This is a genomic window from Rhizorhabdus antheiae (assembly GCF_049889055.1).
GTDB lineage: Bacteria > Pseudomonadota > Alphaproteobacteria > Sphingomonadales > Sphingomonadaceae > Rhizorhabdus.
The window spans coordinates 327050-352051 of record NZ_JBLTWO010000003.1 but is presented as its reverse complement, the minus strand read 5'-3'; the positions used below and the strand labels follow the sequence as shown (position 1 = coordinate 352051).

Sequence of the window (25002 nt, the reverse complement as noted above, 5' to 3'; positions counted from 1 at the left end):
GGCAGATGATCATGCGGCCCGCGATTTTCCAGAGGCGCTCCGCCCCGAAAGCCCGGTCAGCCGATGCGCGGCTGCGCCTCGAACCAGGGGATCATCCGTCCGATCGCCTCTTCGATCAGCGGGGTCGAGACCGCGAAGCTGAAACGGATGAAGCGGTGCCCGTCGACGGGATCGAAATCGAGCCCCGGCGCCGTCGCCACGCCGGTTTCGCGCAGCAGACGCTCGCATAAGGCGATGCTGTCGTCGGTCAGATGGCGGATATCGGCATAGATGTAGAAGGCGCCGTCGGGCGGCGCGATCTTCTGCAGCCCCATCGCCGGCAAGGCATCCAGCAGCAGGTCGCGGTTGCGGGCATAGGTGCGCAGATGCCCTTCCAGCTCGTCGCGACAGTCGAAGGCGATCAGCCCGGCGCGCTGGGCCAGAACCGGCGGCGTCAGGAACAGATTGCCCATCCGCGCCCGCGCCGCCGGGATCAGGTCACGCGGCACGAGCAGCCAGCCGAGCCGCCATCCGGCCATGCTGTAATATTTGGAGAAGCTGTTGACGATCAGCGCATCCGCATCCTGCTCGATCATAGATGCGATCGGCACCCCATAGGCAAGCCCATGATAGATCTCGTCCGAGATGATCCGGATCCCGCGCTCATGGCAGATCGTGGCGATGGCCGCGAGTTCGTCGGGTGCGATCACGGTGCCGGTGGGATTGGCCGGGCTCGCGACGATCAGGCCTTCGGGTGCCGGCGACAGCGCGGCGATGGCTGCGGCGGTAAGCTGATAGCGCTCCTCGGGTCCACAGCCGATCTCGACCGGTTCCAGATACAGGGCGCGCAGCGTGTTGCGATAGGCGACATAGCCCGGACGGGCGAGCGCGACCCTGGCACCAGGCCGGAACAGGCAGGACAAGGCAAGGACGAAGGCGGGCGATGCGCCGCAGGTGAGGATGATCTGCTCGGGATCGACCTCGACACCGTGCCGCTCGGCATAATGGCGGGCGATCCGCTCCTTCAGCGGCATGCTTTCCCAATAACCCATGGGATCATTGTCGAGGATGTCGTGCGCGGCGGCGAGCGCCTCGGCAGGCGCTCCGGTGGACGGCTGCCCGAACTCCATATGGATGATCGACTGGCCGGCGATCGACAGGGCATGGGCGATGCGGCTGATGCCGATGGCGTGGAAGGGTTCAACCTGTGCGATCATGCACGTCTGCTAAGGCCAGCGGGCGATGCAGACAATGGGCTCCGGCGACGAACAGAAAGCGCCAACGCACGCACGAACTGGGTACGCATTTGAGCATCGCTTGATCGCAATCGGATCAATAGGCGCAGATTGACGCAATCCCGATACCGCATCATGATAACGGAACCAGATACCGTAAAACAGGAACGGGTCTGGACGGAAAGGCGGAACGACGCCTTCCCGATGCGGAGAGGAGAGACAGGGTGGCGGGACGAGACGGCTTCGGCGCGGCGCGGTTTATCGCGGGCATGGGCAAACGCACATGGAAAGGCGTGGCCGTCATGGCCCTCGGAGCGGCCATCGCCGCCGGGGCGGCAGCCGCCGACCGGGCCGGCTGGATCACCCAGCAGCGTCTCGAACGCGCCGATGCCGAACCCGGCAGCTGGCTCAACACCGGCCGCAACTATGCGGAGGATCATTACAGCCCGCTGGCCCAGATCGACGCCTCGACCGTCGGCCGGCTCAAGCTCGCCTGGTATCAGGACCTCGACACCGATCGCGGGCAGGAAGCCAATCCGATCGTCGTCGACGGGGTGATGTACACCACCAGCGCCTGGTCGAAAGTCTATGCGCTCGATGCGCGCAGCGGCAAGCTGCTGTGGTCCTATGACCCCGCGGTCAACGGCCGCAAGGGCTATGACGCCTGCTGCGACGTCGTGAACCGGGGTGTTGCCGTCTATGAGGGCAAGGTCTTCGTCGGCGCGCTCGACGGCCGCCTGATCGCGCTCGACGCCGCCAGCGGCAAGGTCCTGTGGGACGTCCAGACGACCGACACCAGCCGCCCCTATACCATCACCGGCGCACCCCGCGTCGTGCGCGGCAAGGTGCTGATCGGCAATGGCGGCGCCGAATATGGCGTGCGCGGCTATGTCAGCGCCTATGACGCCAGCAGCGGCAAGCTGGTCTGGCGCTTCTACACCGTGCCCAACCCGAACGGAAAGCCCGACGGTGCGGCATCCGATGCGATCTTCGAGAAGATCGGCAACAAGAGCTGGGGTGCCAATGGCGCGTGGAAGGAAGTCGGCGGCGGCGGCACCGTGTGGGACGCGATCGTCTATGATCAGGACCTCAACCAGATCCTGATCGGCGTTGGCAATGGCAGTCCGTGGAATCGCCGGGTTCGTTCGGGCGACGAGGGCGACAATCTGTTTCTGTCGTCGATCGTCGCGCTCGATCCCGACACCGGCGCCTATAAATGGCATTTCCAGGAAGTGCCCGGCGAGGAATGGGATTTCACCGCCACCCAGCCGATCATCCTGGCCGACATGCCGGTGGCCGGAAAGCCGCGCAAGGTGCTGTTCCACGCGCCCAAGAACGGCTTCTTCTACGTGATCGATCGCGCGTCTGGCACGCCGGTATCGATCAAGAATTTCGTGCCGGTCAACTGGGCCGACGGCTATGACGAAAAGAGCTGGCGTCCGCTGATCCGTCCAGAGGCGCGCTACACCGAAGCGGGCAAGGAATTCTTCGCGATGCCCAGCGCCTTCGGCGCGCACAACTGGCATCCGATGTCGTTCAGTCCCAAGACCGGTCTCGTCTATATCCCGGTCCAGTTGATGGGCTTCGGCTATGCCGACGACAAGAATTTCACTTATCGGCCGGGGCACTGGAATCTCGGCAACGGCTCGCTCTCCCTGCTCGGACCGCAGAGCGACGCCCAGCTCGCCGCGGCCCGCGCCGCGACCAAGGGCCGCCTGCTCGCCTGGGACCCGGTCAAGCAGGAGGCCCGTTTCACGGTCGAGCATGCTGCCCCGTCCAATGGCGGCATCCTCTCGACCGCCGGCAACCTGCTGTTCCAGGGGCAGCCCGATGGCACATTCTCCGCCTTCGACGCGCGAGACGGCAAAAAGCTGTGGAGCTTCGACGCGCAGAATGGCGTGATCGCAGCCCCCATCTCCTTCTCGCTCGATGGTGAGCAATATATCGCGGTGATGGCCGGTCTCGGCGGCAGCTTCGGCGTCAGTTCGCCCTTCGCACCCAATCCGCACAAGCGGCCGAACGGGCGGATCCTTGTCTTCAAGCTCGACGGCAAGGCGAGCCTGCCACCTTATCAGAAGCCCGTCATGCCGGCGCAGCTCGTCAGCGACAGCTTCCCCGCTGGGGCTGCCGAACGCGGCCTCGCCCTGTACGCCGGGCAGTGCAGCCTGTGCCACGGACCGGGCGGCTATTCGGCCGGCGTGATCCCCGACCTGCGCCGCTCGCCGACCATCGCCAGCCGCGAACTGTTCCACCAGGTCGTGCTCGATGGGATCCTGCAGCAGCGCGGCATGATCAGCTTCCGCGAAATGCTGAAGCCCGAGCAGGTCGAGGAAATCCGCGCCTATCTGGGCACACGGTCCGCCGCGCTGAAGCAGAGCGAGGGCAGCTGAGCCCTTGAGCTGCCAGTCGGTGCAGCCGTTGGACAAGCCGTGCCGCCGATGGACAGAAGCGGCACGGCGAGATCGCTAGCCTTCTCCTTTGCTAAATCGGCAAGGGGAATGGCATGGCGGCGGCAAGCAACGGCGGCATCGGCGAAACGCCTGCGGGCGGCACCCTCGCCGCTGCTATATCCGTCTACCTGGGCGGGCTCGTCATCGGCCTGACGCTGGTATCCTTTCCCGCAAGCAGCCTCGTCCTGCGCTCGATCCACGGCTTCTCGAACGAGGCCTATGGCTCCATCTATCTGCCGCAGCTGATCGCCGCAGTGGCGGGCGCGCTGGCCGGCGGCGCAGCCGAGGGCCGCGTCTCGCTCAAGGCGATGTATGTCGTCTCGCTGCTCGCCTTCTGCCTTGCCGAAACGCTGCTCGCCCTCTCCGCGGGTGCGTCATCAGCTGCGGCCCTGCCGATGGTGATGGCGGCGACCGCTTTGTTCGGCTTCGGCTTCGGCTTCGGCGGCGGCCCGCTCAATGCCTTTGCTGCACTCCTCTTTCCGGCCCGCCAGGGCGCGGCCGTGACCGCGCTGCACATGTGCGCGGGTGCCGGGCTGACGCTGGCGCCGATCCTGTTCGCAGCACTCGACCGGATCGGACTGTGGATCGTCGGGCCGGTCGCGCTCGCCGTAATCGCCGGCCTGCTCGCCCTGCTGAGCCTCCGGGCACCCCTGCCCGTCCCCCCGCGCGAGGACGCGCAGGCCGCCACCGGCCTGCATCCGGCGCGCACCCCGTTCTTCTGGCTCTGTGCGGCAGCGGCCATGTTCTATTCGATTGCGGAAGGGACATTCTCAAACTGGGCGATCGTCTTTCTGACCGACGAGCGCGGGCTCGATCCGCAGGCGGCCGCGCTGGCGCTCACCTGTTTCTGGGCCGCGCTCACCCTCGGCCGCCTGCTGGCGACACTGATCGCGGGCTGGCTGCCCCCGGTCGCCTTCCTGCTGTCGCTACCGCTGGCGATCATGCTGACCCAGCTGACCCTCCCCACGGTGGGCAGCCCGGCCAGCGCCCTCATCGCCTTTGCCGCTGCCGGCCTGTCCTGCTCGGCCTTCTTCCCGATGCTGGTGGCCTTCGCAGCAGCCCCGACGCCGCGTGCAATTTCCTGGATCGCGTCGATGCTGACGGCTGCGATGATGGTCGGCGTGGGGATAGGCTCCTATGCCATCGGCGCCCTGCGCGGCAGCGGACCCATTGCAGACCTCTACTCCCGATCGACCGTCGCGCCGGCACTTTGCCTGATCGCGACGCTCGCGGCTTTCGTTCTCATCAGGCGCCGTCGATCGCGCGCCTGAACGTCTCGCAGAAACCGCGCACCTCTGCCGCCAGCTCCTGCGGCGTCGTCGTCGTCGCCCGCGCGTCGATGAAGTCCACCAGCGCCGAACCGACGATCACCGCATCGGCATGGCGGGCAAAATCGCGGGCGATATCGGGCGTCTTGATACCGAAGCCGACCCCGACCGGAAGGTCGGACAGCGTCCGTCCCCGTTCGACCGCCTGCCGCACGGCATCGCCGCCCGCCGTTGCCCCGCCGGTAGGGCCCGCCTGCGGGATGACATAGAGAAAGCCGCCGAAACCTTCGGTACGCAGCAAGGCGGGGTCGGCGACCGTGCCTGCGGGCAGCAGCGGGATCTGCACCAGACCCGCGGCCCGCATGGCCGGCAGATAGGTGACGGCCTCGCGCGGCGGCAGATCGGGCAGGATCAGGCCATCGGTGCCAGCCTCGGCCAGTCCCGCAAAACCGTCGTCCTCTCGCGACAATAGCGGATTGGCATAGCCCATGAGGATAAGCGGCGTGTCCTGGTCGCCCTCGCGAAAGCGCCGGACGATGTCGAGCGTGGCGTCCACACTGCTGCCGGCATCGAGCGCGCGGCGGTTGGCGCGGCGGATGACCGGGCCGTCAAGGATCGCGTCGGCAAAGGGATAGCCCAGTTCGATCGCATCGGCGCCGCCCTCGACAAGGGCGTGCAGCAGGCGTGGCGACAGCGAGACTGCGGGATCGCCGGCAACGATGTAGAAGATCAGGGCGGTACGGCCTTCCGCCGCACGAAGCGCGAAGCGGCGCGCGAGACGCGATGTTGGCGACATCAGGCGACGTCCAGCAGATGATGATCGATGACGCCCGCCGCCGCAGTCACACACAGTATCGCAGCATCGACCGGCAACCGGGCCGCCTCCGAGCGAGCCAGCGCGACCCCGAAGGCGCTTTCGAACGACAGCGCCAGGCCATGCTCCCAGGCGAGGTGGCGCATGGCGTCGACCGCGTCGGCATCGGACACCGGGCGGACGCCGACGCGGCCCGATCGCAGCCAGGCAGCCAGTTCGGGCCCTGCCGCCGAATAGGAAGCGCCGGCGGCAGCGGAGCCGACACGCCGGATCTGCCCGTCGTCATCCTGCAACAGCAGCGTACGCGCGCCGTGGAAGATGCCGGGGCGTCCCTGCGACAGGGCGCCGCCCGCCTCGCCGGGCTCGGCGACCAGACAGGACACGTCGGGATCGTCGAGAAAGGCCGAGAAAAGCCCGGAGGCTGCTGCCCCACCATCCATCACCGCGATCGCGATGGTGGGCAGCCGGCCCGTGCGCTCGACCAAGGCCTGCCGTGCCTCCATGCCGATTACGCCCTGGAAATGGCGAACGATCGTCGGATAGGGATGAGCCCCAACCGGCGCGCCCGCGACATAGAGGCAGCGCTCGCTATCCCCCATCCAGTGCTGCAAGGCGCGGCTCATCGCCCCATGCAGGACCGAGATGTCCGGCGGGACCAGCACGACCTGCGCACCCAGGCTGCGCATCCGGTCGATCATCCCACGGTAGGTCCCCGCTGCACCCCGCCCGATATAGATCGTCGCCTTCAGCCGCAGCCGGGCGGCGGCGGCCGCGACAGCTACGCCATGTTCTCCGGACCCTGTATCGGCGACCACTTCGGTCATGCCCATGCGCCGGGCCATCAGGCATTGGCCGACGACCGCCGCCGCGCCCGCCCCCTGCCCGTTGCTGAGGTCTTCGCGCTTGAGAAAGATGGAGGCGCCTCGCCCGTCGACAGCCTCCAGCCGGGTCAGCGGTGTCGGCCGGCAGACATGGTCGAGGAGGAGCGCATCCAGATCGCGGCGGAAGTGCGCATCGTCGAGCGCCTGGGCGAAGGTTGCATCCAGCCGGTCGAGAACGGGCAGCAGTGCCGCCACGACGAACTGTCCTCCGAACAGCTCGCCGTCCGCGCCACGGAATTTGCCTCTGGGAAGCTGGTCGGCCTGCTCGTTCGCGATGGTCTGCATCGCATTGTTGAACAGGCGCAAGCAGCAGGGGTCCAGACCGTCATGGAGGCAACGGAAAGCCTTGCGCAATAAGTGGACAGAGCCCGCAGGCCGTGGATGCCACCGTCAGCGGCGCAGCGTCTCGGACGGGAGTTCCTGAAAGCGCCGGCGATATTCGGCGGAGAAGCGGCCGAGATGGGTGAAGCCCCATTCGAGCGCCAGTTCGCTCACTGTGGTCGGCGCGCTCGCCTCGAGCAGCGCCTCGCGCACGCCCTCCATGCGGCGATTGCGGATGTAGAGGAGCGGCGGCGTGCCGACGAAGCGCTCGAAGCCGGTGTAGAGGGCCCGCGCGCTGACGTCGGCGACCGCGACCAGCGCCTCCATCGTGATGTCCTCGCGCAGATTATGCTCGATATAGGACAGTGCCCGCTTGACGTGGCGCGGCAGGGCGCCCGTCGAGGACGCCCGCAGCGCCTCGCTGTAGTTATTGGGCTGCCCCAGCAAAAGTAGCGAGATCAGCGCGCTTTCGATCTCGTTCGAGACGCGGCGTTCGCCGAGAAGGCCGGGATCGATCTCATATTGGTCGAACAGGAAATTGGCGAGCCGTGCGATCGAGCGGCCCGGTTCGCCATCGAGTTCGATCAGCGGCTCGAACACCACCGGCTGCGTCAGGCCACGACCGAGCATATCGGCCGCACATTTCTCCACCGCCGAGCGCGAGATCTTGACCATGCGCTGACCGCAATCGGCCGACCAGACCGAGCGCACCCATTCCGTCGGCGACACGATCGTCGCCGTGCCCACCTGATTGCGAACCGCGCGCCCGCAATGTTCGAGGTCGGTCCAGCCCGACAGCGGCAGTTCGAGCATGAAGAAGGTTTCGAACAGCCCGGCGTCGATATGCACTTCCGCGCCATATTGCAGATAGTTGAGCGACAATTTGGCAAGCGGAACGCGATGATGCCGCGCGTCGACCCGGTGGTCTCGGTCGCGAAGATAGGTTCGATGGCTGCAATAGGAGCCGGCAAGATAGCTGCTGAACTCGGCAAGGTCGGTGGACACCATCGCGACCCGCGAAGAAAGGGGCAATTGCGTGGAAATCATGCGGTTCCTCCTTTCCCTTTCCAGTTCGATGAGCGAGCGTGTAGTGAAAAGCTCAACTGTTCAAGTCTAAAATATCACCCTTGCCGACTAGAACAGATGCCACGGCTTCAACTGTTCGTAGCCTTTCAAATAACGCTCCGCCATCCTCTTGTATCGGGACGCTTTTTGTCGATCGGGCGTGAACTCCCGCTCGATCCTGACCAGCGCAATCGAGCCGTCCGCAATCGAGGCATAGCGGCCGACGCCCAGCCCGGCGACGATCGCTGCGCCCACCGCGCCGGTGTCGAGGCATTCGACGCGGTTCAGCGTCACGCCGAGGACGTCGGCGCGAATCTGTGCCCAGAGGTCGGATCGATTGCCAGCACCGCCGATGAACAGCGACGGCGGGCGAACCCCGGCCGCTTCCACCGCGCCTTCGAAGATCAGCCTCGCCGACAGCGCGACCCCCTCCAGCGCCGCCAGCGCGAGCTGCGGCGCGCCGTCATGCGAACTCATGCCCAGGAAAGCGCCACGAGCATGCGCATCCCACAAGGGCGCGCGCTCCCCTTCGAGATGGGGGAGGAACAGCACGCCATCCCCTGCCCCGCCCCGATCCGCCTGCGCGGCCCGGTCGAGGACACCCTGATGATCGGTGCCCAGCAGCTGGGCCATCCATCGCAGCGTGTCGCCGCCGCTCTGGGTCGGCCCGGCCTGCACATACCAGTCCTCGATCGGCGGAAAGCTGACGATACCCGGCCGACCGCCCGGCCGACCGCCGATCAGTGCCACGATCTCGCTCGTTCCGCTGATATAGCAGCCTTCGCCAGCGCCGGCCGCGCCCGAACCGAACAGACAGGCAAAGGCATCCATCGTGCCGTTGACGATCCGCGCCGAGCAGTCGGGCCAATGCGCGTGGCGGAATGGGCCGACCACGTCGCGGAAGGATCGCAGCGGGGCAACCCGCTCGGCGGCGCCCGGCACCATGGCGAGATATTCGTCGATATAGGACCCCGACGCATCGACCGCGTCGAAACAGGCGAACGGATCGGCCGTCCACAGGCCGGTCAGCTGGCGCAGCAGGAAATCCTTGGGCGACAGCAGCTTGGCCGTACGCTTCCAGATGTCCGGTCGATGGCGTGCGACATGGGCCATTTGCGGCACCATGTGGCTGGCGCTTATCGCCATGCCCGACGGCCACCAGCCCAAGCGGCGTTCCTCGCCGACCATCTGGTTGAGCCGCTCGGCTTCCTCCTCGGCACGGACGTCCTGCCAGACGACGGCCGGCGCGAGCGGCGTGCCTTCCGCGTCGACGCAGACATAGGTGTTGACCTGGCTGCAGATCGCGATCGCGGAGAGGTCGGCCGGGGACCGCCCGTCCATCAGCTGGTCGGCGACCTTCCACAGCGCGATCATCCAGTCCCAGGCGTCCTGTTCGACGCGCCCCTCGGCGGGTCTGTAGGTCGGGTAGGTCGTGCCGCAGGTTCCCAGCAATTCGCCGTCGCGGTCGTAGAGCACGCCCTTGAGCGACGTGGTGCCGAGATCGATCCCGAGAATATAGCCGCCGTCAGGCATCGAGCGCGCTCCTGACGTCGCGGAGGAACTGGCGGATCGCGGCGGTGCCCTGCCGGACGCTGCGGACGCACATCGATCCGATCACGACGCCGTCGGCCCCCGCATCGATCGCTTGCCGCGCCTGCGCCGGCGTGCCGATGCCGAAACCTGCCAGGATCGGCCGGACGATCCCGGCTTCCCTGGCGGCGGCGATGGTCTCGGCGAGCCTCGGGTCGAGTGCTTCACGCGGGCCGGTCTTGCCGTCGGCGGACTGGACCATGACATAGCCGTCCCAGCTTCGGGCATCATGGATGTCCCAGAGCGTCCGATCGAGCGGCAGCAGACCGCAACGCGGCGCGCCCGGCACATCGATCGCCGGACCGTTGCCGCCGATGATGAGCGCCCCATCGAGCGGGATATTCGCCAACCGCCGGAGATCGAGGTCGGCATAGGCCATGCACACCCCGGCCGGTGCGGACGGCCGCGACGCGAACCATTCGGCCAGTTCTGCCATACGCGCATAGCCGTCGTCGCCATCGGCGATCACCCGCGCCATCGCCGCCGATATGTCCGTGCCGTCCAGATAAGGATCGGCCGAGGGGATGCCGAGTTCGAAGATATCGACCCCCTCCTCCACATAGAGGTCGCGCATGGCATCGTCGAATTGCGCGTCCCCCAGGACGAAATAGCAGGCGAGGATCGGCCGGCCGCGTGCGGCCAGCCGATCGAGTTTGGCGGTCCCGTTCAAGGATGGCCTTTCTTGAAGGTTCGAGAGCATGTCCAGCATCGGCGACGGTTGCGGGTGGCCGTTGCCGATCAGAAGGACCTGCGGACCGACAGGCTCCATTCGCGCGGCCGGGCAAACACGCCCTCGACATAACCGAAGCCGCCGAACTCGTTGTTGCCGGTCAGCAAATAGCGCTTGTCGGTGATGTTGCGGATGCCGGCGGCGACCTGCCACAGCTTGTCGGGCGTGTCGTAGAGCAGCGTCGCGTTGAACAGATGATAGCCGCTCTGGGCGATATTCTCGCTGTTCGCGGCATCGCTGTAGGTCTTCGAGCGATAACTCCAGTCGCCCCGCACCGTCAGGTCGCCAACCTCGCCGAGCGGCACGACATAGCTGGCCGAACCGGCGAGCGACCATTTGGGCGAATTGACGAAGCGGTCGCCCTTGTCGATCCCCTGCGACGGATCGAAATCGGCGGCGAATTTGGTGTAGCCCGTATCGAGATAGCCGGCCGAGAATTGCAGCGTCAGCGGCTTGACCGGGCGCAGGGTCAGTTCCGCCTCGGCGCCATAGACGCGCCCGGCAGCGGCGTTACCGGTCCCCGGTGCGATCACGTCGAGCACGCGCACCTGGATATCACGGTAGCGGGTATAGAAGCCGGCGAGATCGAACCGCACCGTGCCCGCAGCGTTCGACGTCTTCAGACCCGCCTCATAAACGTCGGCGGTTTCGGGTTCGAACGAGCCGGGAACCGCACGCGGCGGGAAGACGCGCTGGTTGAACCCGCCCGACTTGAAACCCTGCGAGAAGGACACATAGGTCATCAGGCGATCGGTCCACTGATAGTCGGCACCGAGCAGCATCGAGAAATCGTTGAACTTCCGCTTGGACTGGACCTTGGGCAGGATCCGCTGGCCATCGGTGAAGCCCGCCCCGCCGAACAGCGACTGGGTATAGTCGTAGAAGATGACCTGCTGATCCGGCGTGAAGCGCTTGGTTTCGTCGGTGTAGCGCGCGCCGGCGGTCAGGCGTAACTTATCGGTTGCCTTGAAGGTGAGATGGGCGAAGCTGGCGAGGCTGTCATTCTTCACCGCACCACCGCTCTTGATCAGGATGACCGAGGTATAGACGTTGTTGAGGTTGTCGCCCTTCTCGGTGAAATAATAGCCGCCGACGAGCCAGTCGAGGCGGTCGTCGATCAGCGAGCCGTAAAGCTGGAGCTCCTGGCTGAACTGCTGCTGGCTGATGTCGTCATAGGTTTCGACGATGGTGAAAGGCGAATTGTCGGTATCGCGCCCGAACTGGCTGTCGAACTTGCGGAAGGCGGTGATCGACTTGAGCGTCACGTCGCCCATGTCATAGGCGACGGTGCCGCCGACGCCCCACAGGTCGAGGTCGGAGATCGCGTTCGGATTGCGACCCTGGAAGGTCTGGTAAGGGCCCCCCGCGGTGAAACGCGCGTCGAACTGCGGCAGGCCGAGCGCCGGGGCGATCACGCCATTAAAGGGTCCGAAGGTCGGCGCGCCGGCATTGGGGTTGAAGTCGAGCAGCTTCTGCGCCTGCGCCTGCTCGCGCCGACGCGTACCGTCGGCCGCAAGGTCGATCGTCAGCGCATCGGTCGGCGTCCACCGCAGCGCGATGCGGCCGAGCAGCGCCTTGGTGTTGCCCAGCTTGGGTCCGCCGACATTCTTGACGAAACCATCCTGATTGAGTGTCGCCGCCGAGACGCGCAGCGCCAGCGTGTCGTTCACCGGAAGGTCGACCACCGCCTTGCCGTCGATACGGTTCCGGCTGCCGGTGCGCAGCTCGACCGTGCCGCCGAACTCATCCCTGGGAGGCTGCGAGGTGATGTTGATCGCGCCGCCGATCGTGTTCTTGCCGAACAGCGTGCCCTGAGGGCCGCGCAGCACCTCGACCCGCTGCACGTCGACCAGGTCGAGCACGCCACCGACCGAGCGGGCGATGTAGACGCCGTCGAGATAGAGGCCGACGCCCGGATCGGTGACGAGGGTGAAGTCGGTCTGGCCGATGCCACGGATATAGATCGACGCGGCGGTGTTGCTGCCTGAGATCGGCGCAGACGAGTTGAAGACGAGGTTGGGCGTCGACTGCGCGATCTGAGAGACATTGTCGACCTGGCGTGCCTGGAGATCGGCGGCGGTGAAGGCGGTGATCGACACCGGCACCTTCTGTAGCGTTTCCTCGCGGCGGCGGGCGGTGACGACGATGTCGCCGATCTCGGTCGCCTCGCTGACGCCGGCGGCGCCTTCGGTCTGACCCGCGAACAGCGGCGCGCCGGTGGCCAGGGCGCTGGCCGAGAGCAAGGTCGTGATGAGGCTTTTGCCAAGGTTGGACGACATCGATTTCCCCTTTTCGTCTCTTTCTACCGATTGACGGCGAATAAGAGGTCGGGGTGCGCTTTCCGTCTATCCAACCTTGGCGGTGTTTATCCGCTTATTGACTGGCGCTCTCCATATCAGTGCGTCGTCGGCTGCGGCAGAAAGCCCTGCAGTTGGTCCTTGACCGCCAGGCGCAGCTTCTTGAGCCTCGACAGACGGACATCGTCGGGCACCGCCTTCTGCATTTCGCGGCTGATCTCCTTCTCCAGCCGACGATGGGCGAGCGACAAACGGTAGATCAAGGCGTGCATGACCACTCTCTCCTTTTGACTATGCTGAGGGTTGGATGGGCCTGCAGGCCATTGGTCTGACGACGCGCCGCCGCTTCGGCAACAGGGAGACAGGGCGGCGCGTCGTCAGTGACCGTCGGATCGGTGGGGTTGCTTGGGGGAAACCGACCCGACGGCAATCTGGAAACCTCTGGCTAGAGGCAGTACTGGTCCAACTTCTCGGCGGTCCGGGGAGGCTTGGACGGTCGATCGAACGAAACTTTTCGCCCCGCTTACCGTCTTATGGCCTCCCGGCCCGTGACCGAAGAGATGCCGATAAGGCCGCTCAAAAGCCAATTGAAAGGACAGCCAAAAAACGATAGAAAAAATCTATCGGCCTTCTTCATCCTTTTTTAAGATTTATGCCGCCGCACAAGACAGGGCTTCAGTCTGCGGACAGGATTGCCCGGGCTGTCAGCTGAATGCGGCGCGCTATGGATCGATAGCTGTCCTCATTCGCGGCGCGCGCGCGCCAGGCCGCTGCGATCGAACGGGTGCTGGTCCAGTCCACCGGCTCGACCCGCCGCACCAGCGCATCGCCGCCGACCTCGGACCGCAGGTAAAGCTCGGGCAGGACGGCGAGGCCGATGCCCGAGCCGACCATCTGCTGGATGCTGTCCAGGCTGGTGCCTTCATAATCGCGCAGGATGACCGCTCGCAGTTCGTCGCAGATGCGCTCCACCATCCTATGATAATGATGGCGGGGGTCGAGCGAGAGAAAGCGCTCACCCGCCAGATCTTCGCGCTTCACTACCTCTCGGCTGGCAAGCGGATGATTGGGTGGTACCACGATTATCATCCGTTCGCGGAACAGCGGTTCAAGTTCGATCCCCTCGGCGCTGAGCGGCAACGGCCCGACCATCATGTCGAGGCGCCCGCGTGACAGCTCCAGCGCCTGCTCCGAGGGAATGCCCTCGCGGATGTAGAGGCGCAGATCGGGCTCCTCCCGGTTCAGCGCTCCGACGATGGAGGGCATCAGATAAGGACCCAGCGTCGGCGTCACGCCGAAGCGGATAATGCCGACCATGTTCTCGCGAGCGCGCCGCGCAACGCTGCGGATCTCGCCGACCTCGACGAGCACGCGCCGCGCCCGTTCGACGATCTGGCGCCCCAGCGGGGTCAGCTCGACCGTCCAGCCGCTGCGTTCGACCAACCTGCCGCCCAGCCGCTTCTCGAGCGCGGTCAGCTGATGGCTGAGGGTCGGCTGCGACACGCCGCACTGGTCCGCCGCCTTGCCGAAGTGCAGCAGATCGGCGACGGCGACGAGATATTCGAGCTGACGAACGGTGGGCATGACACGGATGATAGAGATTATCTATCGATAGGGCGAGCTTATTTCGATTGGATCGGAAGCGTAACACCGGGCACAAGGGCGATGCGCATCGGCGGCGGCATGGCAAGGCCCCCCTCCACCGAAGCGCGACCCGCCCCCCACCCCGCTGGCAAGCCCGGGGGGCAGAAGAGGTCGGCGGCGCGCCCAGCCCCCCTTACTCGGCGCGCCGCACACCTCATAGTCCGGCTGTCAGTCGAGCATGGCCTTGCGCAGCCCGACAATATCGGCCTCGGTAAAGCCCAGCACCTTGCGCATATAGGCTTCCGACCCGCCATATTCGGCATCGATATAAGTGAAGAACTGAGCGAGGTGGGATGCGCCGCTCTTGGTGTAGAGCGGCTCCGGCACGGCCCGCACCTTTTCATCCTTGCCGAAATAATAGCTGAGCAATGGGTTGTTCGGATAATCGGCGGGATTGACCTGCGGCATTTCATAGGCCGGGCGCCGCAGCGCCGTCGACATATGATAGTCCTTCAGGATCACCGCGCGATCGACGCCGAGCATGTCGTAGAGCAGCGCGGTGGCTATGCCGGTCCGATCCTGGCCCGCCGAGCAATGATAGACGACCGCGCCCTTGTCTGAGGCGAGGTGGCGGTAGAGCGACCGGAACTGCGGCGCGAGCAGCTTCTCCATGCCCCGATAGACATTCTCGCCATTCGCCTGGGAAAAGCCCGCCATGAGCGGCTTCAGCGAATAGTCGTTCGAGATGAACTCCGCGCCGGTGCGATCATCGAGCTGGTCGGGCGCCACTTCGCGCTCCTCGATCGACCGCAGATCGACGACCGTCGCGATCATCAACTGACCGGCCAGCGCATAGTCCGCCTCGGTCAGCAGCGGCATCGCTCCCGAGCGGAAGGCCCGGCCCCAGCGGACCGACCGGCCGTCCTTGGTAATATAGCCGCCGACATCGCGAAAATTGCTGCCTTTCTCCATCGGCAGCACGCGCTCGGCCAGCGTCGTCACCGCGCCCCTCTCGTCCCGGATCAGCAGGTAGCGCCGCTCCGTCGCCGGCACATCCAGCGTCAAGCGTCCGGTGGTGCGCACCGCCTCGATCCCGGACGCAGGGACGCGGCTGTCGCTGTCGTCGATCGCCTGGTCGGCGCTTATCCAGACGCCCGACGGAGCCGCGCCGCTCCAGACGAGTTCGACCGTGCGGGGATCGATGCGGTTGAGGCTCGGCAGATCTGCCGCCGATGCGGAGGCTACGAAGGACAGGGCCAGTAGCGCAGCCAGCGAAGCTTTTTCGATAGACATGGTCATCCTCTCAGAAAGCGAAGCGGACGCCAAACATGTAGCGCGCACCGATCTGCTCGACCTCGGTCGGCGTCGCGGGCGTGCCCTGATAGGCGATGTATTTCTCGTCGGTCAGGTTTGCGAGATCGGCGAACAGGGTCAGATTCTCGTTGAGCGCGTAGCGCAGCGAGACGTCGAGATTTTCGTAGCCCTTGCGAAATTCGCCGCTACCGAAGCCGCCGAGCGTGTCGAGCCAGGACGAACGCCACTGATAGCTGACGCGTGCCGATACTCCGTATTTCTCGAAGAACAGCGAGGCGTTGGCGATCCTCTTCGACATGCCCTGGAAGGCGATGTTCTTCTCCGTGGGCGTGTCGAAATCGCCATCGAGCAACGTGACATTGCCCTGGAACCCGAAGCCGCCCAGCGCGCCGGGCAGAAAGTCAAACTGCTTGAGCAGGTTGAACTCGACGCCGTAGAGCTTGCCGCTCTGGCCGTTATAGGTACCGCTGAGCAGATAGGACGAGCGGTCGACGCCGCCGAAATCATAGAAGTCGCTGCCGACGACGGCCTGGCTCTGGTAGAGGACATCCTCTACCCAACGGTGGAAGCCCGCGACCGAGATCATGCCGTTGCCGGGCAGATAATATTCAACGCTGGCATCGAGGCCCCAGGTATATTCGGGACGCAGCGCCGGGTTGCCGCCGGTGATCCGGCCTGGGCTCGCCGTGTCGTCGATGGACGCGCCGACGCGGATCGCGCCATAGGCCGGTCGCGACACGCTGCGCTGCCCGGCGAGCCGGAGCGCGACACGCTCGCTGACCGCATATTTCAGGTTCAGGCTCGGGAAGAAATCGGTCTTGCTCGACTCGAGACCCAGCGGGGTGCCCACCCCGCCCGCTACGACCGTGCCGCTGTTGTTCATCAGATAGCGTTCGACGCGCACGCCGCCGACCGCCGTCAGCGGGCCGGTCTCGACCTTTGCCATGACATAAGCGGCGAGGATCTGCTCCTGCTGCGCGTAGCGATCGGCCGCCGGAATATCGAGCGCCGGATTGTAGCGACCTGCTGCCTGAAGCCGTCCGAGCAGCGAATCGATGTCGCGCCGCATGGCGACATTGTCGACATAGTTGAGCGTGACGCCGAGCGGGAAGCCAGTGTCCCACGGCCGGTCGGTGACATAGCTGTTGATGTTGAAAGGCTGGCCGACCAACGCGCCGAGCGCCCCTACGGCGGCGATGTTCGCTGTGGAGAAGTTGTTGCCGCTGATGTCGCGGTCCGAATAGAGCCCGCCGGCCGAGAGCGTCAGATCGCCGATCGTCTTAGCCAGATCGAGCTTGACGGTGTAGGTGTCCGACACGGTCTTCTGGCGGGCTGCGATCATGATCGCGCTGCCCGCCGCCAGGGTCGCCTGATTGAAGGTGCCGGCAACCGACACGATCGGGAAGTTCGGATTGCTGTTGTCGTAGCTCAGCGACAGATTGTTCGCGCCGCTGGTCGAGGCCTGGACGAGCGGCAGGTAGCTGCTGTTCTCCGTCCGCGCATAGTTGAACTTGAACGAGGCGGCCAAGCCGTCGTCCGTCTCGTAGTCGCCCCCCACCGTGCCGAGATAGTTGCGGTTGCGATACTCGCCGAAGTTGAAGGTGCCGCGCAGCGGAACGCCGGTCAGATTGCCGCTTGCCAGGCTGCGCGTGCCGCCCGTCGCGCGGTCGAGGCGGAACTCGTACTGGTTGCGCTGCTCATTGTCGTTGAACTCGCTGAAGATCGCCTTGGCATAGATGCGCTGACCATCCTCGGGGCTGAACTCGAGGCCACCGAACAGCCCGTTGTTCCAGCGTTCGAGCTTGTACTGGCGAACATCGAACTCGGTCGGGCCTTTCGCGTCATAGGCACCCACTTCGCGATTGTCGGTCAGCTGCTTGCGGCGATAATGCGATCCGCCGACGACGAAGCCGACGACGTCGTTCGACCAGGACAGGCGCAGCGATCCCTGCCGCTGCTCGCCGCCACCAAGGCCCATATAGCCATAACCGAGGTCGCCCGAGACATGCAGCCCCTTGCGCTCCATCGGCGAATAGGTGCGCAGGTCGATCGTGGCGACCACGGCGTCGGCCTGCAGATCGCTGGTGAGCGACTTGTTGATCACCATCTGCGACAGCAGCACCGCCGGGATCGCGTCGAACCGGAAAGCGCGCGTGTCGCCGCCCTCGTCCACACCCACCATCGGGATGCCGTCGATGCTCACCGAGGTCCAGCGGTTGGGGGCGCCCCGGACCTGGATATAGCGCTCCTGCCCCTGATCGCGCTGCACCGCGACTGCCGGCAGACGCGACAGCGCCGCCGCCGCATTCTGATCGGGGAAGCGGCCGACGGCATCGGAAGCGGCGACATCGGTAAGGTTGACCGCGACGCGCTTCAGTTCGATCGAATCTTCCTGCGCCGAGAGGATCGAACCCGACACCACGATCTCCGCCTCTTCGGCCTCCTCGGCGGCGGGGATCGGCGCCGACTGCGCGAGGGCGACGCCCGGCAGGGCAAAAAGGAGCGCACCACCCAGGGCTGTCGTACGCAAGAGCTTCGCGGCAGAAATGGTCATGTCGGTACCTCCCATGTTCATCTGCAGCGGGCAGCTAGAACACCTGTATGTACCTTATATGACGATTCTGCGTGAGATTAAGGAAAGGCTAACGCCAGTTTCCGCCTCGCCTTGGACTGTGTATCTTGCTAGCCTCACCTCAACGGCAACACAGAAGACAAAGTCCCGAATGTCGGAAATTCTAGAAAAATCGTCCTTCGACAGATTGATAACGGCTGTGATGGACAGCTGGATGGATCAGGGGGGTGAAGCGATATCGGCACGGCAGATCTGCGGCAGAGCTGGAACGCCTGTATCGTCGCTCTACCATCACTTCGGCTCTCTGGAACGGTTGTTGGCCTGTTCGCACGAAGCAGCGCAGGCGCAGACCCGGCTATGGTGCGGGCGGTGGATCGAAGAACTGAGCGGCTTCGACGCTCCCCCCTCCGCGCTGGGCCCCTTCTTCGCCGCCGTGGTGGACGACTGGACCAATGTCCAGCGCCGCCACGCCTTCGCCTGGCGGGAGGGGCAGCTGTGGCGCACCGAATCGGACGTTGCTGCGGGCGTACGCGACGGATGGCGCACGATATGGACCGACTTCTGGAAGGCGGCCTGTGCCCGCTTCGGCCTCGGCGAGCGCGCCTGGCTGATCGAGCGTTTTCACGACGCGGAATCCTTCAATCACATGATCCGCTGGCGCCGCCCGATCGACCGCGCGGGACTGGACGAGTTCGCGCGAGGCGCTGCCGCCTGGGCCGCCGGGGAAAGGCCGCCCGCCTCCCCCTGGCGCGACCTCGCGCGCAACGAGGCGGTCGCCAATGCACCCGTTTCGCCGGAACTCGACGGAACGACAATGCGCGTGGCCGCAGCGGCCGCCGCGTTGATCGAAGAATCCGGCCCGGCGGCGATCACGCATCGCGCGGTGGCCGAGCACGCCGGCCTCACTCTCGGTGTCGTGTCCCACAAGCTGCGGACAAAGGCCGAATTGCTGCAGGCGGGCTTCGAGTCGATCTATCTCGATGCGGTTGCGCGGTTTCGCGAACGGCAACCCTCGATCCCCACCGGCAACAGGGGGGCAGCGCTCGATGCCATCGCTGACCTGCTGGCGGCCTCGCTCGGCGGGCGCGGCATGGATGCTCTATGTCTCGCAGTGGCGCGCGACCCCGCACTGGAAGCGTTCGGCCTGCAGTTGCGCTACATGCGCGGCACGACTTCCCGCGGTCTGCTTGCGCTGCTCCGGCCGGAACTGCCGACGCCATCGCATCTTGAGGCTGCGCTGCTCTCGGCCTTTCTGACCGCCGTCAGCCGCCGGCTCGCATATGCCAGCCCCGAAGATGCAGCCCCCGCAATCAGGCTGGAGGTGGAAGCGCTGATCGATCTGCTCCCCTGCTAGGGCGGCGGTCATCACGGCGTAATCCCCCGGCGCTAGGCACCTCCCCATGCGCGGAACGGATCTCAACTATGGTCGGACCCGGCCCTATGGCCCGGGCCAAAGGGTATCGCGCACCGCGCTGGCGGCGTTCACCCTGCCGGTCGTGACCTTCCAGGCCATCGAGATGACCTGGCGATCCTATCTGCCGCGATTCCTCGAGCAGGATGTCGGTATCGCCCTCGGTTCGATCGCGGCGCTGATGTTGTGCGTACGCCTGTTCGACGCGGCGGCGGACCCCCTGATCGGTTGGATGAGCGACAGCTGCCGAACGCGGTTCGGGCGACGAAAACCCTGGATGATCTCGGGCGCTTTACTCGTGTCGCTGGCGGTGCTTCCGCTCTATCTCGCGCCCTCCGGGGCCGGCATGGCATGGATTGTGGGGGCCAGCCTGCTCTTCCACCTCGGCTACTCGCTGATCATCACGCCGCATGGCGGATGGGGCCTCGAGCTGTCCGTGGACAGCCACCAGCGGACGCGCATCATGGGCGCCAAGGTCTGGTTCGCGATCGCCGGGTCGCTCGCCCTGCTGGCTTTTCTCTCGATCCTCGAACGCCGGTTCGCAACACCCCTGCGCGTCGAAATGGCGCTGTTCGGATGGGCGATCGCCCTGCTCGCGCCGCTGACGGTGATCGTTCCGATCCTGCTGTTCGCAGAGCCCGAGCCCGAGCGGATACCGACCGTCGGCCGGGCGGGGCTGCTCGAACAGTTCCGCGACATAATCGGCAACCGTACACTCGCGCTCGTGCTGTTGCTCTACACGCTGACCGGCATCGCCGATGCTGCGGCGATGACCTGTTTTCTGTTCCTTGCGGAGGACGTGTTCGGCCTGGATCGATGGGGCGCCTCGCTGCTCCTGATCCAGCCGGTCGCTGCCCTGCTCGCCCTGCCGTTCTGGAGCCGCCTGAGCGCGCGCCTCGGCAGACCCGCGACGTTGGTCCTGTCCTATAGCTGGCAGGCCGCCGCCTGCTGCGCGCTTCTGCTGGTACCCGCAGGGGCGCCATTCCTGCTGGGCGCCGTGCTGACCGCCAAGGGGCTTGGCTGGGGCGTCGATTACATGCTCCTGCGGGCGATGGTCGCCGACATCGCTAGCGACTGCCGATTCCCCAGCGCGGGGGCCGCCAGCCATTATGCCGTCAGCAGCATCACCCTGAAGATCGCGATGGGCCTGGGCAGCGGCGGCGCGCTATGGGCCATCAGCCTCGGCAGCGGGGCCGAGCGTCTCGCGCTGATCCAGGCCGCCTTCGTCCTTCCCTCCGTGCTTGCGGCCGCAGCCGCATGGTCGCTCCTCTGTCGGCGTGCACCTATCGGACGTATGGCTGTCTTGGCCTGATATCAGAGACGCCAGATTATCGCGTCCCTCCGTCAGTCGGCAGTGACGACCGGGTGGCGCGTGCGGATATCGTCGAGCAAGCGCTCGATCTTGGCGTTCTGGCCTGCGCTGCCCGAGGGAGCGACGCTCCAATTGCAATGCGGGTGGGTCTCGATGTCGTGGAGGCGAAGGGCACCGAGCGCACTGCGCCAGCGCCTGCGTTCGCCGCCATGCTGGCGAACGAGGGTGTCGAGCAGCAGATCCTGGAGTTGATAGGCCTTCATGTCCGGCCTTTTGACGGGTTTCGCAGCGCCTTGCCAGAGTCCCGATGGGGCTGGATCGCCGGGAGAGCCTTCTACCGCTCTCCCGGCGATCGCTCCGATCAGTCGATCGCGGCGGTCGCCTCGATCTCGATCAGGAAGTCCGGCAAAGCGAGCGCCTGGACACCCAGAAAGGTGTTGGGCGGGGGCGTGACGTCGCCGAAGAAGGCGCCCACCTCGGGCAGCACCACGCCGAGCTTGTCGGGCGAATGATTGACGACGTAGATGCGCAGGCGGACGATGTCGGCGATGGTGCCGCCGGCCGCCTCGACAACGGTCTTGATATTGGCCAGCGTCTGACGGGTCTGCGCCGCCAGATCGTCGCCGCCGACGATGGCGCAGTCCTTGTCCCAGGCGACCTGCCCCGCGAGATGGACGGTCTTGCCACTGGTCTGAACGGCCGCGTGCGAGAAGCCGTAGACGAGCGAATTATACATCGAGTCCGGATTGATACGGTTGTTCGCCATGCTGTGTCTCCCGCTCTGGCTTTAGTCGACGATTTCGAGGCTGTGACCGAAGGGGTCGGTCATATAGACATTCTTCTTGCCCGCCAGCGGGCCGTCGGTGATGTGGATGATCTCCATCGCCGTGCAGCCATGGGCGACGAGATAGGCGATCGCCTTGTCGACATCGTCGACCTTCAGGCCCAGATGATGGCCGCCCCGATCGCAGTTGCGCGGCAGCTCCTGCCGACGGTCGTCGGGCTTGTCATATTGAACGAGCTGGAAGTTCATATTGTCGGTGAGCTTCATCATGACGAGGGTCAGCCGAGCGCCCGGCACGTTGACGTGGGTCGCCATCCAGTCGCGGCCCTGATCGTCGAGCGGAATGTCGGCGGCGTCGAGCGGCCCCAGGCGGAACAACTCCTCCGCGCCGATGACGTCGCGATAGAAGGCGACCGCCGCCTCCAGATCGGGAACCGTCCAGGAAATATGATCGACCGAGAGGAATTGCGGCTTTTCGGGCGTCGCGCTCATTGATGGTCTCCGGCTAATAGTGCGACCGAATGTGTCGTGCCGGGGACCGCTCGGCAATCGGGGAAAAGCGCTTCGATCGTTGCTCTAGTCGCAACGAAGCGGCGGTGCGGCCAGATCGGCGATCGTCACGGGACGCGCCGGGAAGCGCGCGGCGAAACCGGGCTCGTCCGAATTGCCGATGAGACGGAGCAAGGTCGGCTCGCAATTGCGGCCCTGGCAGGCGCCCATGCCGCAGCGCGTGGAAAGCTTGATCGCATTGGCCGAGCGTCCGTCCAGCAGCGGTGCGATCCGACCGAGCGGGACATCCTCGCACCGGCAGACCAGCGTATCGGCCTCCAACGCTGGAAAATAGGGGCGCGGATCGGCGATGCGGTCGAGCAGCGCGGCGAACCGCAGCAATTCCTCGCGGCGCGAGCGCGCGGCCGATGCCATGCGGTCGGCGCCGGCCTCGTCGAGCCCCCCCAGATCGAGCGCGATGCCCGCACCGGCGACCTCGCCCGCTGCCATCGCAGCCGGGGCGCCGGCCACGCCGGTCGTCTCGCCCGCGACGAACAGCCCCGGCACGGTAGAGCGCATCCAGCGATCATGCTGCGCCGCCCAGCCCCCCGCCGGACCTGCCGGACGCATCCGCGCGCCGATCATGCGCGGCAGCGCCGACTGCGGCACGAAGCCGAAGCAGAGACCGACCGCATCGCACGTCCAATGCCGACCACCAGCCTCGACGGCTTCGACGCTGCGCTCGCCCAGGATGTGCTGGATCGGCACGCCATAATGGACGGGAACACCATGCCGCCGCAGCGTGCGCATGGCGCCTGCCGCCGCAAGGAGATTACCGAGATGGGCAGCGGCGGTGAACGGAGCGCCCGCCACCGCCCTGACCATCGACAGCTGCGGTTGGGCGAACAGCACCGCCTCCACGCTGCCGCCGGCCTCGACCACCTGCGCCGCGATCACCATCTGCAACGGGTGGGTGCCTGCGAACAGCAGCCGCTCGCCCGGGATCAGGCGTTGGCTCTTGAGAAAGGCCTGCACGCCGCCCGCCGCATAGACACCCGGCAGGGTCCAGCCGGGCAAAGGCACGGCCAGATCCTGACAACCGACGGCCACGAGCACGCGGCCCGCCTCGATCGTCTCGACCCCGGCTGCGGACGACAGGGTGATCGAGAAATCCTCCACCCCGCTCCGCGCAATGCCCAGAACCGATCGCCCGCCGCGCCAGTCAACCCCGTCCAGCGCCTCGAAGCGCGCCAGCTGGCGGCGGAGATCGGCATAGAGCCCGCCGTCCATCCAGTTGGAGACGCGAAAGGCCTTGGGCGGCTGGCGCAATATCTGCCCACCGGGACGAAGCTGCTCGTCGATCACGGTCGCGGCGATGCCCAGGTCCGCGAGAGTCAGCGCTGCCGCCTGACCCGCCGGACCACCGCCGATGATCGCGACGTCGACACGATCAGCCATCGGTCCGCACCTCCATGCCGTCGCTCACGGGCGTGACGCAGGCGCGGGCGCGCCGTCCCGACGGGAGCAGCGTGACCATGCATTCGGAACAGCTGCCCATATTGCAGAACAGGCTGCGATCCATCCCGCGCGTGTCCCGTCGGAAAGCTACACCGTTCTGGAGCATCGCAGCCGCCAGCGTCTCGCCGTCGAAGGCGGTCAGGCTGTGCCCGTCTACGGTCAGGGTCAGCGGGCGTCCCCGCTCGGTGTCGCGTTCGATCCGCATCCCTACCCCATGAAGCTGTTCAAATGCTCGAACCGCGCCGGCGAAACGAAGTCGAGTTCGGGCGTCTGGGTTCCACCGATGGCCTGGGCGACGAGCCGCGCGAAGGTCGGTCCCAACGTGAAGGCCGATCCGCCACCCGCGATCCAGAAGCCGGGCATGCGCGGCACCTCGCCCACCACCGGAAGCTGGTCGGCGCTGACAGCGGTGACGCCGGTCCAGCTGCGGATCAGGTTGAGCCCTGCGACGGCGGGGACGGTGTCGATCGCCGCGCGCAGATTGCCGGCGAGCGAGTCCGCGATCAGTTCGGGCCGTGCGCCGGGGTCGAAACCGCCATCCCCGGTTCGCGCCAGGCGCGAGGGCCAGCCGCCGCCGATCAGGATATTGCCCGCGCCGGTCTGCTTCATCGACAGGCGGCGGCCGACATGCTGCACCAGATGCGGCACTTCGAGCGTGCGGCTGCGCTCGGTCACGTTCATCAGCAGCGCGACCGGGTAGAGCGGCGCATGGAGATTGGCGAGCGCGCAGATCTGGGGCGTCCAGGCCCCGGCGGCGGCCAGAACCTGACCCGCATGGATCGACAGATCGCCCGCGCCTGCCTCGAAGCCGCCTGCAACGCGCTGGAGACGGTCGAGCCGCGTGCGGCTGATTAGCCTGGCCCCCGCGCGCCGTGCCGCAGCGGCATAGGCCGGGACGATCGCGCGCGAGTCCGCATGGCCTTCGTCGGGGGCATAGCCGGCCGCCAGGATCGACCGCGACAGATAGGGCGCGATCGCGCGCGCCTCGTCGCCGTCGAGCAGGCGCATCCGCAACCCCTCGCGCATCTCGCGCTCGACCTTGCGTTCGAGCATGGCGACCTGTTCGGGGGTTTCGGCGACCATGAAGCCGCCGTCCATCACGACATGGAGGTCCGCGTCGAGCGCAGCTTCGAGCCCCTTCCAGTCTTCGATCGCCATGCGGCTGAGGGCTATGGTCTGTTCGGCCTGCCGGGCGAGCGCATCACCCTGTTCGAGGAAGCGGCGCTCGATCTGGAAGTGGAGCGATCCGGCATTCTGCCCGGATGCGCCCAGCCCGAAATCCGCCGCGTCGACCACCGTGACGCTCGCACCGGCGACGGCGAGATGCCATGCGGCGGCGCAGCCGACGAGGCCGCCTCCCACCACCAGGACATCGCACCGCTCCATCG

The 25002-nt window shown here is 66.2% G+C and carries 21 protein-coding genes; 4 read left to right on the top strand and 17 right to left on the bottom strand.

All coding sequences use genetic code 11. The features are described from left to right. Window positions 1-56: 56 nt before the first annotated feature. The gene (locus ACNI3R_RS09140; RefSeq protein WP_426182294.1) at window positions 57-1196 is read right to left on the bottom strand and encodes an aminotransferase class I/II-fold pyridoxal phosphate-dependent enzyme; all 1140 of its coding nucleotides are present in this window, start codon (window positions 1194-1196) and stop codon (window positions 57-59) included. Between the two features lie 242 nt (window positions 1197-1438). Between ACNI3R_RS09140 and ACNI3R_RS09135 the strand changes: the two genes are divergently transcribed. Further along, on the top strand, window positions 1439-3604 hold the full coding sequence (locus tag ACNI3R_RS09135; RefSeq protein ID WP_426182291.1) for a PQQ-dependent dehydrogenase, methanol/ethanol family: 2166 nt from the start codon (window positions 1439-1441) through the stop codon (window positions 3602-3604). A gap of 113 nt (window positions 3605-3717) precedes the next feature. Continuing rightward, window positions 3718-4935: an MFS transporter gene (locus tag ACNI3R_RS09130; protein WP_426182288.1), complete on the top strand. Its 1218-nt coding sequence runs from the start codon at window positions 3718-3720 to the stop codon at window positions 4933-4935. Here the strand turns inward: ACNI3R_RS09130 and trpA are convergent. From trpA to ACNI3R_RS09080, 10 genes are all read right to left on the bottom strand, one after another. Beyond that, window positions 4910-5728 carry a tryptophan synthase subunit alpha gene (gene trpA, locus ACNI3R_RS09125; protein WP_426182286.1) on the bottom strand — a complete coding sequence of 273 codons (819 nt, stop codon included), beginning with the start codon at window positions 5726-5728 and terminating at the stop codon, window positions 4910-4912. The two genes, ACNI3R_RS09130 and trpA, sit on opposite strands and share 26 nt — an antisense overlap. After that, a complete protein-coding gene (locus ACNI3R_RS09120) occupies window positions 5728-6933 on the bottom strand; it encodes a pyridoxal-phosphate dependent enzyme (RefSeq protein ID WP_426182283.1) in 1206 nt (401 codons plus the stop codon). The genes trpA and ACNI3R_RS09120 overlap by 1 nt, the downstream gene beginning before the upstream one ends. Before the next feature lie 84 nt (window positions 6934-7017). Then, window positions 7018-7995 carry an AraC family transcriptional regulator gene (locus ACNI3R_RS09115; protein ID WP_426182281.1) on the bottom strand — a complete coding sequence of 326 codons (978 nt, stop codon included), beginning with the start codon at window positions 7993-7995 and terminating at the stop codon, window positions 7018-7020. Window positions 7996-8082: 87 nt separating this feature from the next. Continuing rightward, window positions 8083-9546, bottom strand: coding sequence for a xylulokinase (locus tag ACNI3R_RS09110; protein WP_426182278.1), 1464 nt, complete (start codon window positions 9544-9546; stop codon window positions 8083-8085). Continuing rightward, the gene (locus tag ACNI3R_RS09105; RefSeq protein ID WP_426182275.1) at window positions 9539-10273 is read right to left on the bottom strand and encodes a tryptophan synthase subunit alpha; all 735 of its coding nucleotides are present in this window, start codon (window positions 10271-10273) and stop codon (window positions 9539-9541) included. The genes ACNI3R_RS09110 and ACNI3R_RS09105 overlap by 8 nt, the downstream gene beginning before the upstream one ends. 68 nt (window positions 10274-10341) lie before the next feature. After that, a complete protein-coding gene (locus ACNI3R_RS09100; RefSeq protein WP_426182273.1) occupies window positions 10342-12612 on the bottom strand; it encodes a TonB-dependent receptor in 2271 nt (756 codons plus the stop codon). A 116-nt stretch (window positions 12613-12728) separates the two neighbouring features. Further along, a complete protein-coding gene (locus ACNI3R_RS09095) occupies window positions 12729-12902 on the bottom strand; it encodes a DUF465 domain-containing protein (protein ID WP_426182271.1) in 174 nt (57 codons plus the stop codon). A gap of 403 nt (window positions 12903-13305) precedes the next feature. Beyond that, entirely contained in the window at window positions 13306-14214 is a 909-nt protein-coding gene (locus ACNI3R_RS09090) for a hydrogen peroxide-inducible genes activator (protein ID WP_426182268.1), read from the bottom strand. 228 nt (window positions 14215-14442) lie between these two features. Continuing rightward, a complete protein-coding gene (locus tag ACNI3R_RS09085; protein WP_426182266.1) occupies window positions 14443-15507 on the bottom strand; it encodes a tyrosine-protein phosphatase in 1065 nt (354 codons plus the stop codon). 10 nt (window positions 15508-15517) lie between these two features. Continuing rightward, on the bottom strand, window positions 15518-18082 hold the full coding sequence (locus ACNI3R_RS09080; protein WP_426182263.1) for a TonB-dependent receptor: 2565 nt from the start codon (window positions 18080-18082) through the stop codon (window positions 15518-15520). On the opposite strand from ACNI3R_RS09080, the gene ACNI3R_RS09075 reads away from it, so the two are divergent. Together ACNI3R_RS09075 and ACNI3R_RS09070 are read left to right on the top strand one after the other, a co-directional pair. Beyond that, entirely contained in the window at window positions 18081-19454 is a 1374-nt protein-coding gene (locus ACNI3R_RS09075; RefSeq protein ID WP_426182260.1) for a TetR family transcriptional regulator, read from the top strand. The genes ACNI3R_RS09080 and ACNI3R_RS09075 overlap by 2 nt on opposite strands. Window positions 19455-19500: 46 nt before the next feature. Next, entirely contained in the window at window positions 19501-20823 is a 1323-nt protein-coding gene (locus tag ACNI3R_RS09070) for an MFS transporter (protein WP_426182258.1), read from the top strand. 32 nt (window positions 20824-20855) lie between these two features. Here the strand turns inward: ACNI3R_RS09070 and ACNI3R_RS09065 are convergent, their stop codons facing one another. The 6 genes from ACNI3R_RS09065 to ACNI3R_RS09040 all read right to left on the bottom strand — a co-directional run bounded on the left by ACNI3R_RS09065 (window position 20856) and on the right by ACNI3R_RS09040 (window position 25000). Continuing rightward, on the bottom strand, window positions 20856-21086 hold the full coding sequence (locus tag ACNI3R_RS09065) for a hypothetical protein (protein WP_426182255.1): 231 nt from the start codon (window positions 21084-21086) through the stop codon (window positions 20856-20858). Window positions 21087-21184: 98 nt separating this feature from the next. Next, window positions 21185-21589 (bottom strand): RidA family protein, encoded by a 405-nt coding sequence (locus ACNI3R_RS09060; RefSeq protein WP_426182252.1) that lies wholly within the window; start codon window positions 21587-21589, stop codon window positions 21185-21187. Between the two features lie 21 nt (window positions 21590-21610). Then, window positions 21611-22099, bottom strand: a complete 489-nt coding sequence (locus tag ACNI3R_RS09055) for a VOC family protein (protein WP_426182249.1) — start codon at window positions 22097-22099, stop codon at window positions 21611-21613. Window positions 22100-22183: 84 nt separating this feature from the next. Next, window positions 22184-23554, bottom strand: coding sequence for an FAD-dependent oxidoreductase (locus ACNI3R_RS09050; RefSeq protein WP_426182247.1), 1371 nt, complete (start codon window positions 23552-23554; stop codon window positions 22184-22186). Next, a complete protein-coding gene (locus ACNI3R_RS09045) occupies window positions 23547-23819 on the bottom strand; it encodes a (2Fe-2S)-binding protein (protein WP_426182244.1) in 273 nt (90 codons plus the stop codon). The genes ACNI3R_RS09050 and ACNI3R_RS09045 overlap by 8 nt, the downstream gene beginning before the upstream one ends. Window positions 23820-23821: 2 nt before the next feature. Beyond that, window positions 23822-25000, bottom strand: a complete 1179-nt coding sequence (locus ACNI3R_RS09040; protein WP_426182241.1) for an NAD(P)/FAD-dependent oxidoreductase — start codon at window positions 24998-25000, stop codon at window positions 23822-23824. Window positions 25001-25002 lie beyond the last annotated feature (2 nt).

Excerpts from the sequence above, each read along its gene's own strand:
- ACNI3R_RS09140 (WP_426182294.1), bottom strand. The coding sequence starts at position 1,196 with ATGATCGCACAGGTTGAACCCTTCCACGCCATCGGCATCAGCCGCATC.
- ACNI3R_RS09130 (WP_426182288.1), top strand. The coding sequence starts at position 3,718 with ATGGCGGCGGCAAGCAACGGCGGCATCGGCGAAACGCCTGCGGGCGGC.
- trpA (WP_426182286.1), bottom strand. The coding sequence starts at position 5,728 with ATGTCGCCAACATCGCGTCTCGCGCGCCGCTTCGCGCTTCGTGCGGCG.
- ACNI3R_RS09115 (WP_426182281.1), bottom strand. The coding sequence starts at position 7,995 with ATGATTTCCACGCAATTGCCCCTTTCTTCGCGGGTCGCGATGGTGTCC.
- ACNI3R_RS09110 (WP_426182278.1), bottom strand. The coding sequence starts at position 9,546 with ATGCCTGACGGCGGCTATATTCTCGGGATCGATCTCGGCACCACGTCG.
- ACNI3R_RS09100 (WP_426182273.1), bottom strand. The coding sequence starts at position 12,612 with ATGTCGTCCAACCTTGGCAAAAGCCTCATCACGACCTTGCTCTCGGCC.
- ACNI3R_RS09095 (WP_426182271.1), bottom strand. The coding sequence starts at position 12,902 with ATGCACGCCTTGATCTACCGTTTGTCGCTCGCCCATCGTCGGCTGGAG.
- ACNI3R_RS09090 (WP_426182268.1), bottom strand. The coding sequence starts at position 14,214 with ATGCCCACCGTTCGTCAGCTCGAATATCTCGTCGCCGTCGCCGATCTG.
- ACNI3R_RS09085 (WP_426182266.1), bottom strand. The coding sequence starts at position 15,507 with ATGTCTATCGAAAAAGCTTCGCTGGCTGCGCTACTGGCCCTGTCCTTC.
- ACNI3R_RS09075 (WP_426182260.1), top strand. The coding sequence starts at position 18,081 with ATGTCGGTACCTCCCATGTTCATCTGCAGCGGGCAGCTAGAACACCTG.
- ACNI3R_RS09080 (WP_426182263.1), bottom strand. The coding sequence starts at position 18,082 with ATGACCATTTCTGCCGCGAAGCTCTTGCGTACGACAGCCCTGGGTGGT.
- ACNI3R_RS09070 (WP_426182258.1), top strand. The coding sequence starts at position 19,501 with ATGCGCGGAACGGATCTCAACTATGGTCGGACCCGGCCCTATGGCCCG.
- ACNI3R_RS09065 (WP_426182255.1), bottom strand. The coding sequence starts at position 21,086 with ATGAAGGCCTATCAACTCCAGGATCTGCTGCTCGACACCCTCGTTCGC.
- ACNI3R_RS09060 (WP_426182252.1), bottom strand. The coding sequence starts at position 21,589 with ATGGCGAACAACCGTATCAATCCGGACTCGATGTATAATTCGCTCGTC.
- ACNI3R_RS09055 (WP_426182249.1), bottom strand. The coding sequence starts at position 22,099 with ATGAGCGCGACGCCCGAAAAGCCGCAATTCCTCTCGGTCGATCATATT.
- ACNI3R_RS09050 (WP_426182247.1), bottom strand. The coding sequence starts at position 23,554 with ATGGCTGATCGTGTCGACGTCGCGATCATCGGCGGTGGTCCGGCGGGT.
- ACNI3R_RS09045 (WP_426182244.1), bottom strand. The coding sequence starts at position 23,819 with ATGCGGATCGAACGCGACACCGAGCGGGGACGCCCGCTGACCCTGACC.
- ACNI3R_RS09040 (WP_426182241.1), bottom strand. The coding sequence starts at position 25,000 with ATGGAGCGGTGCGATGTCCTGGTGGTGGGAGGCGGCCTCGTCGGCTGC.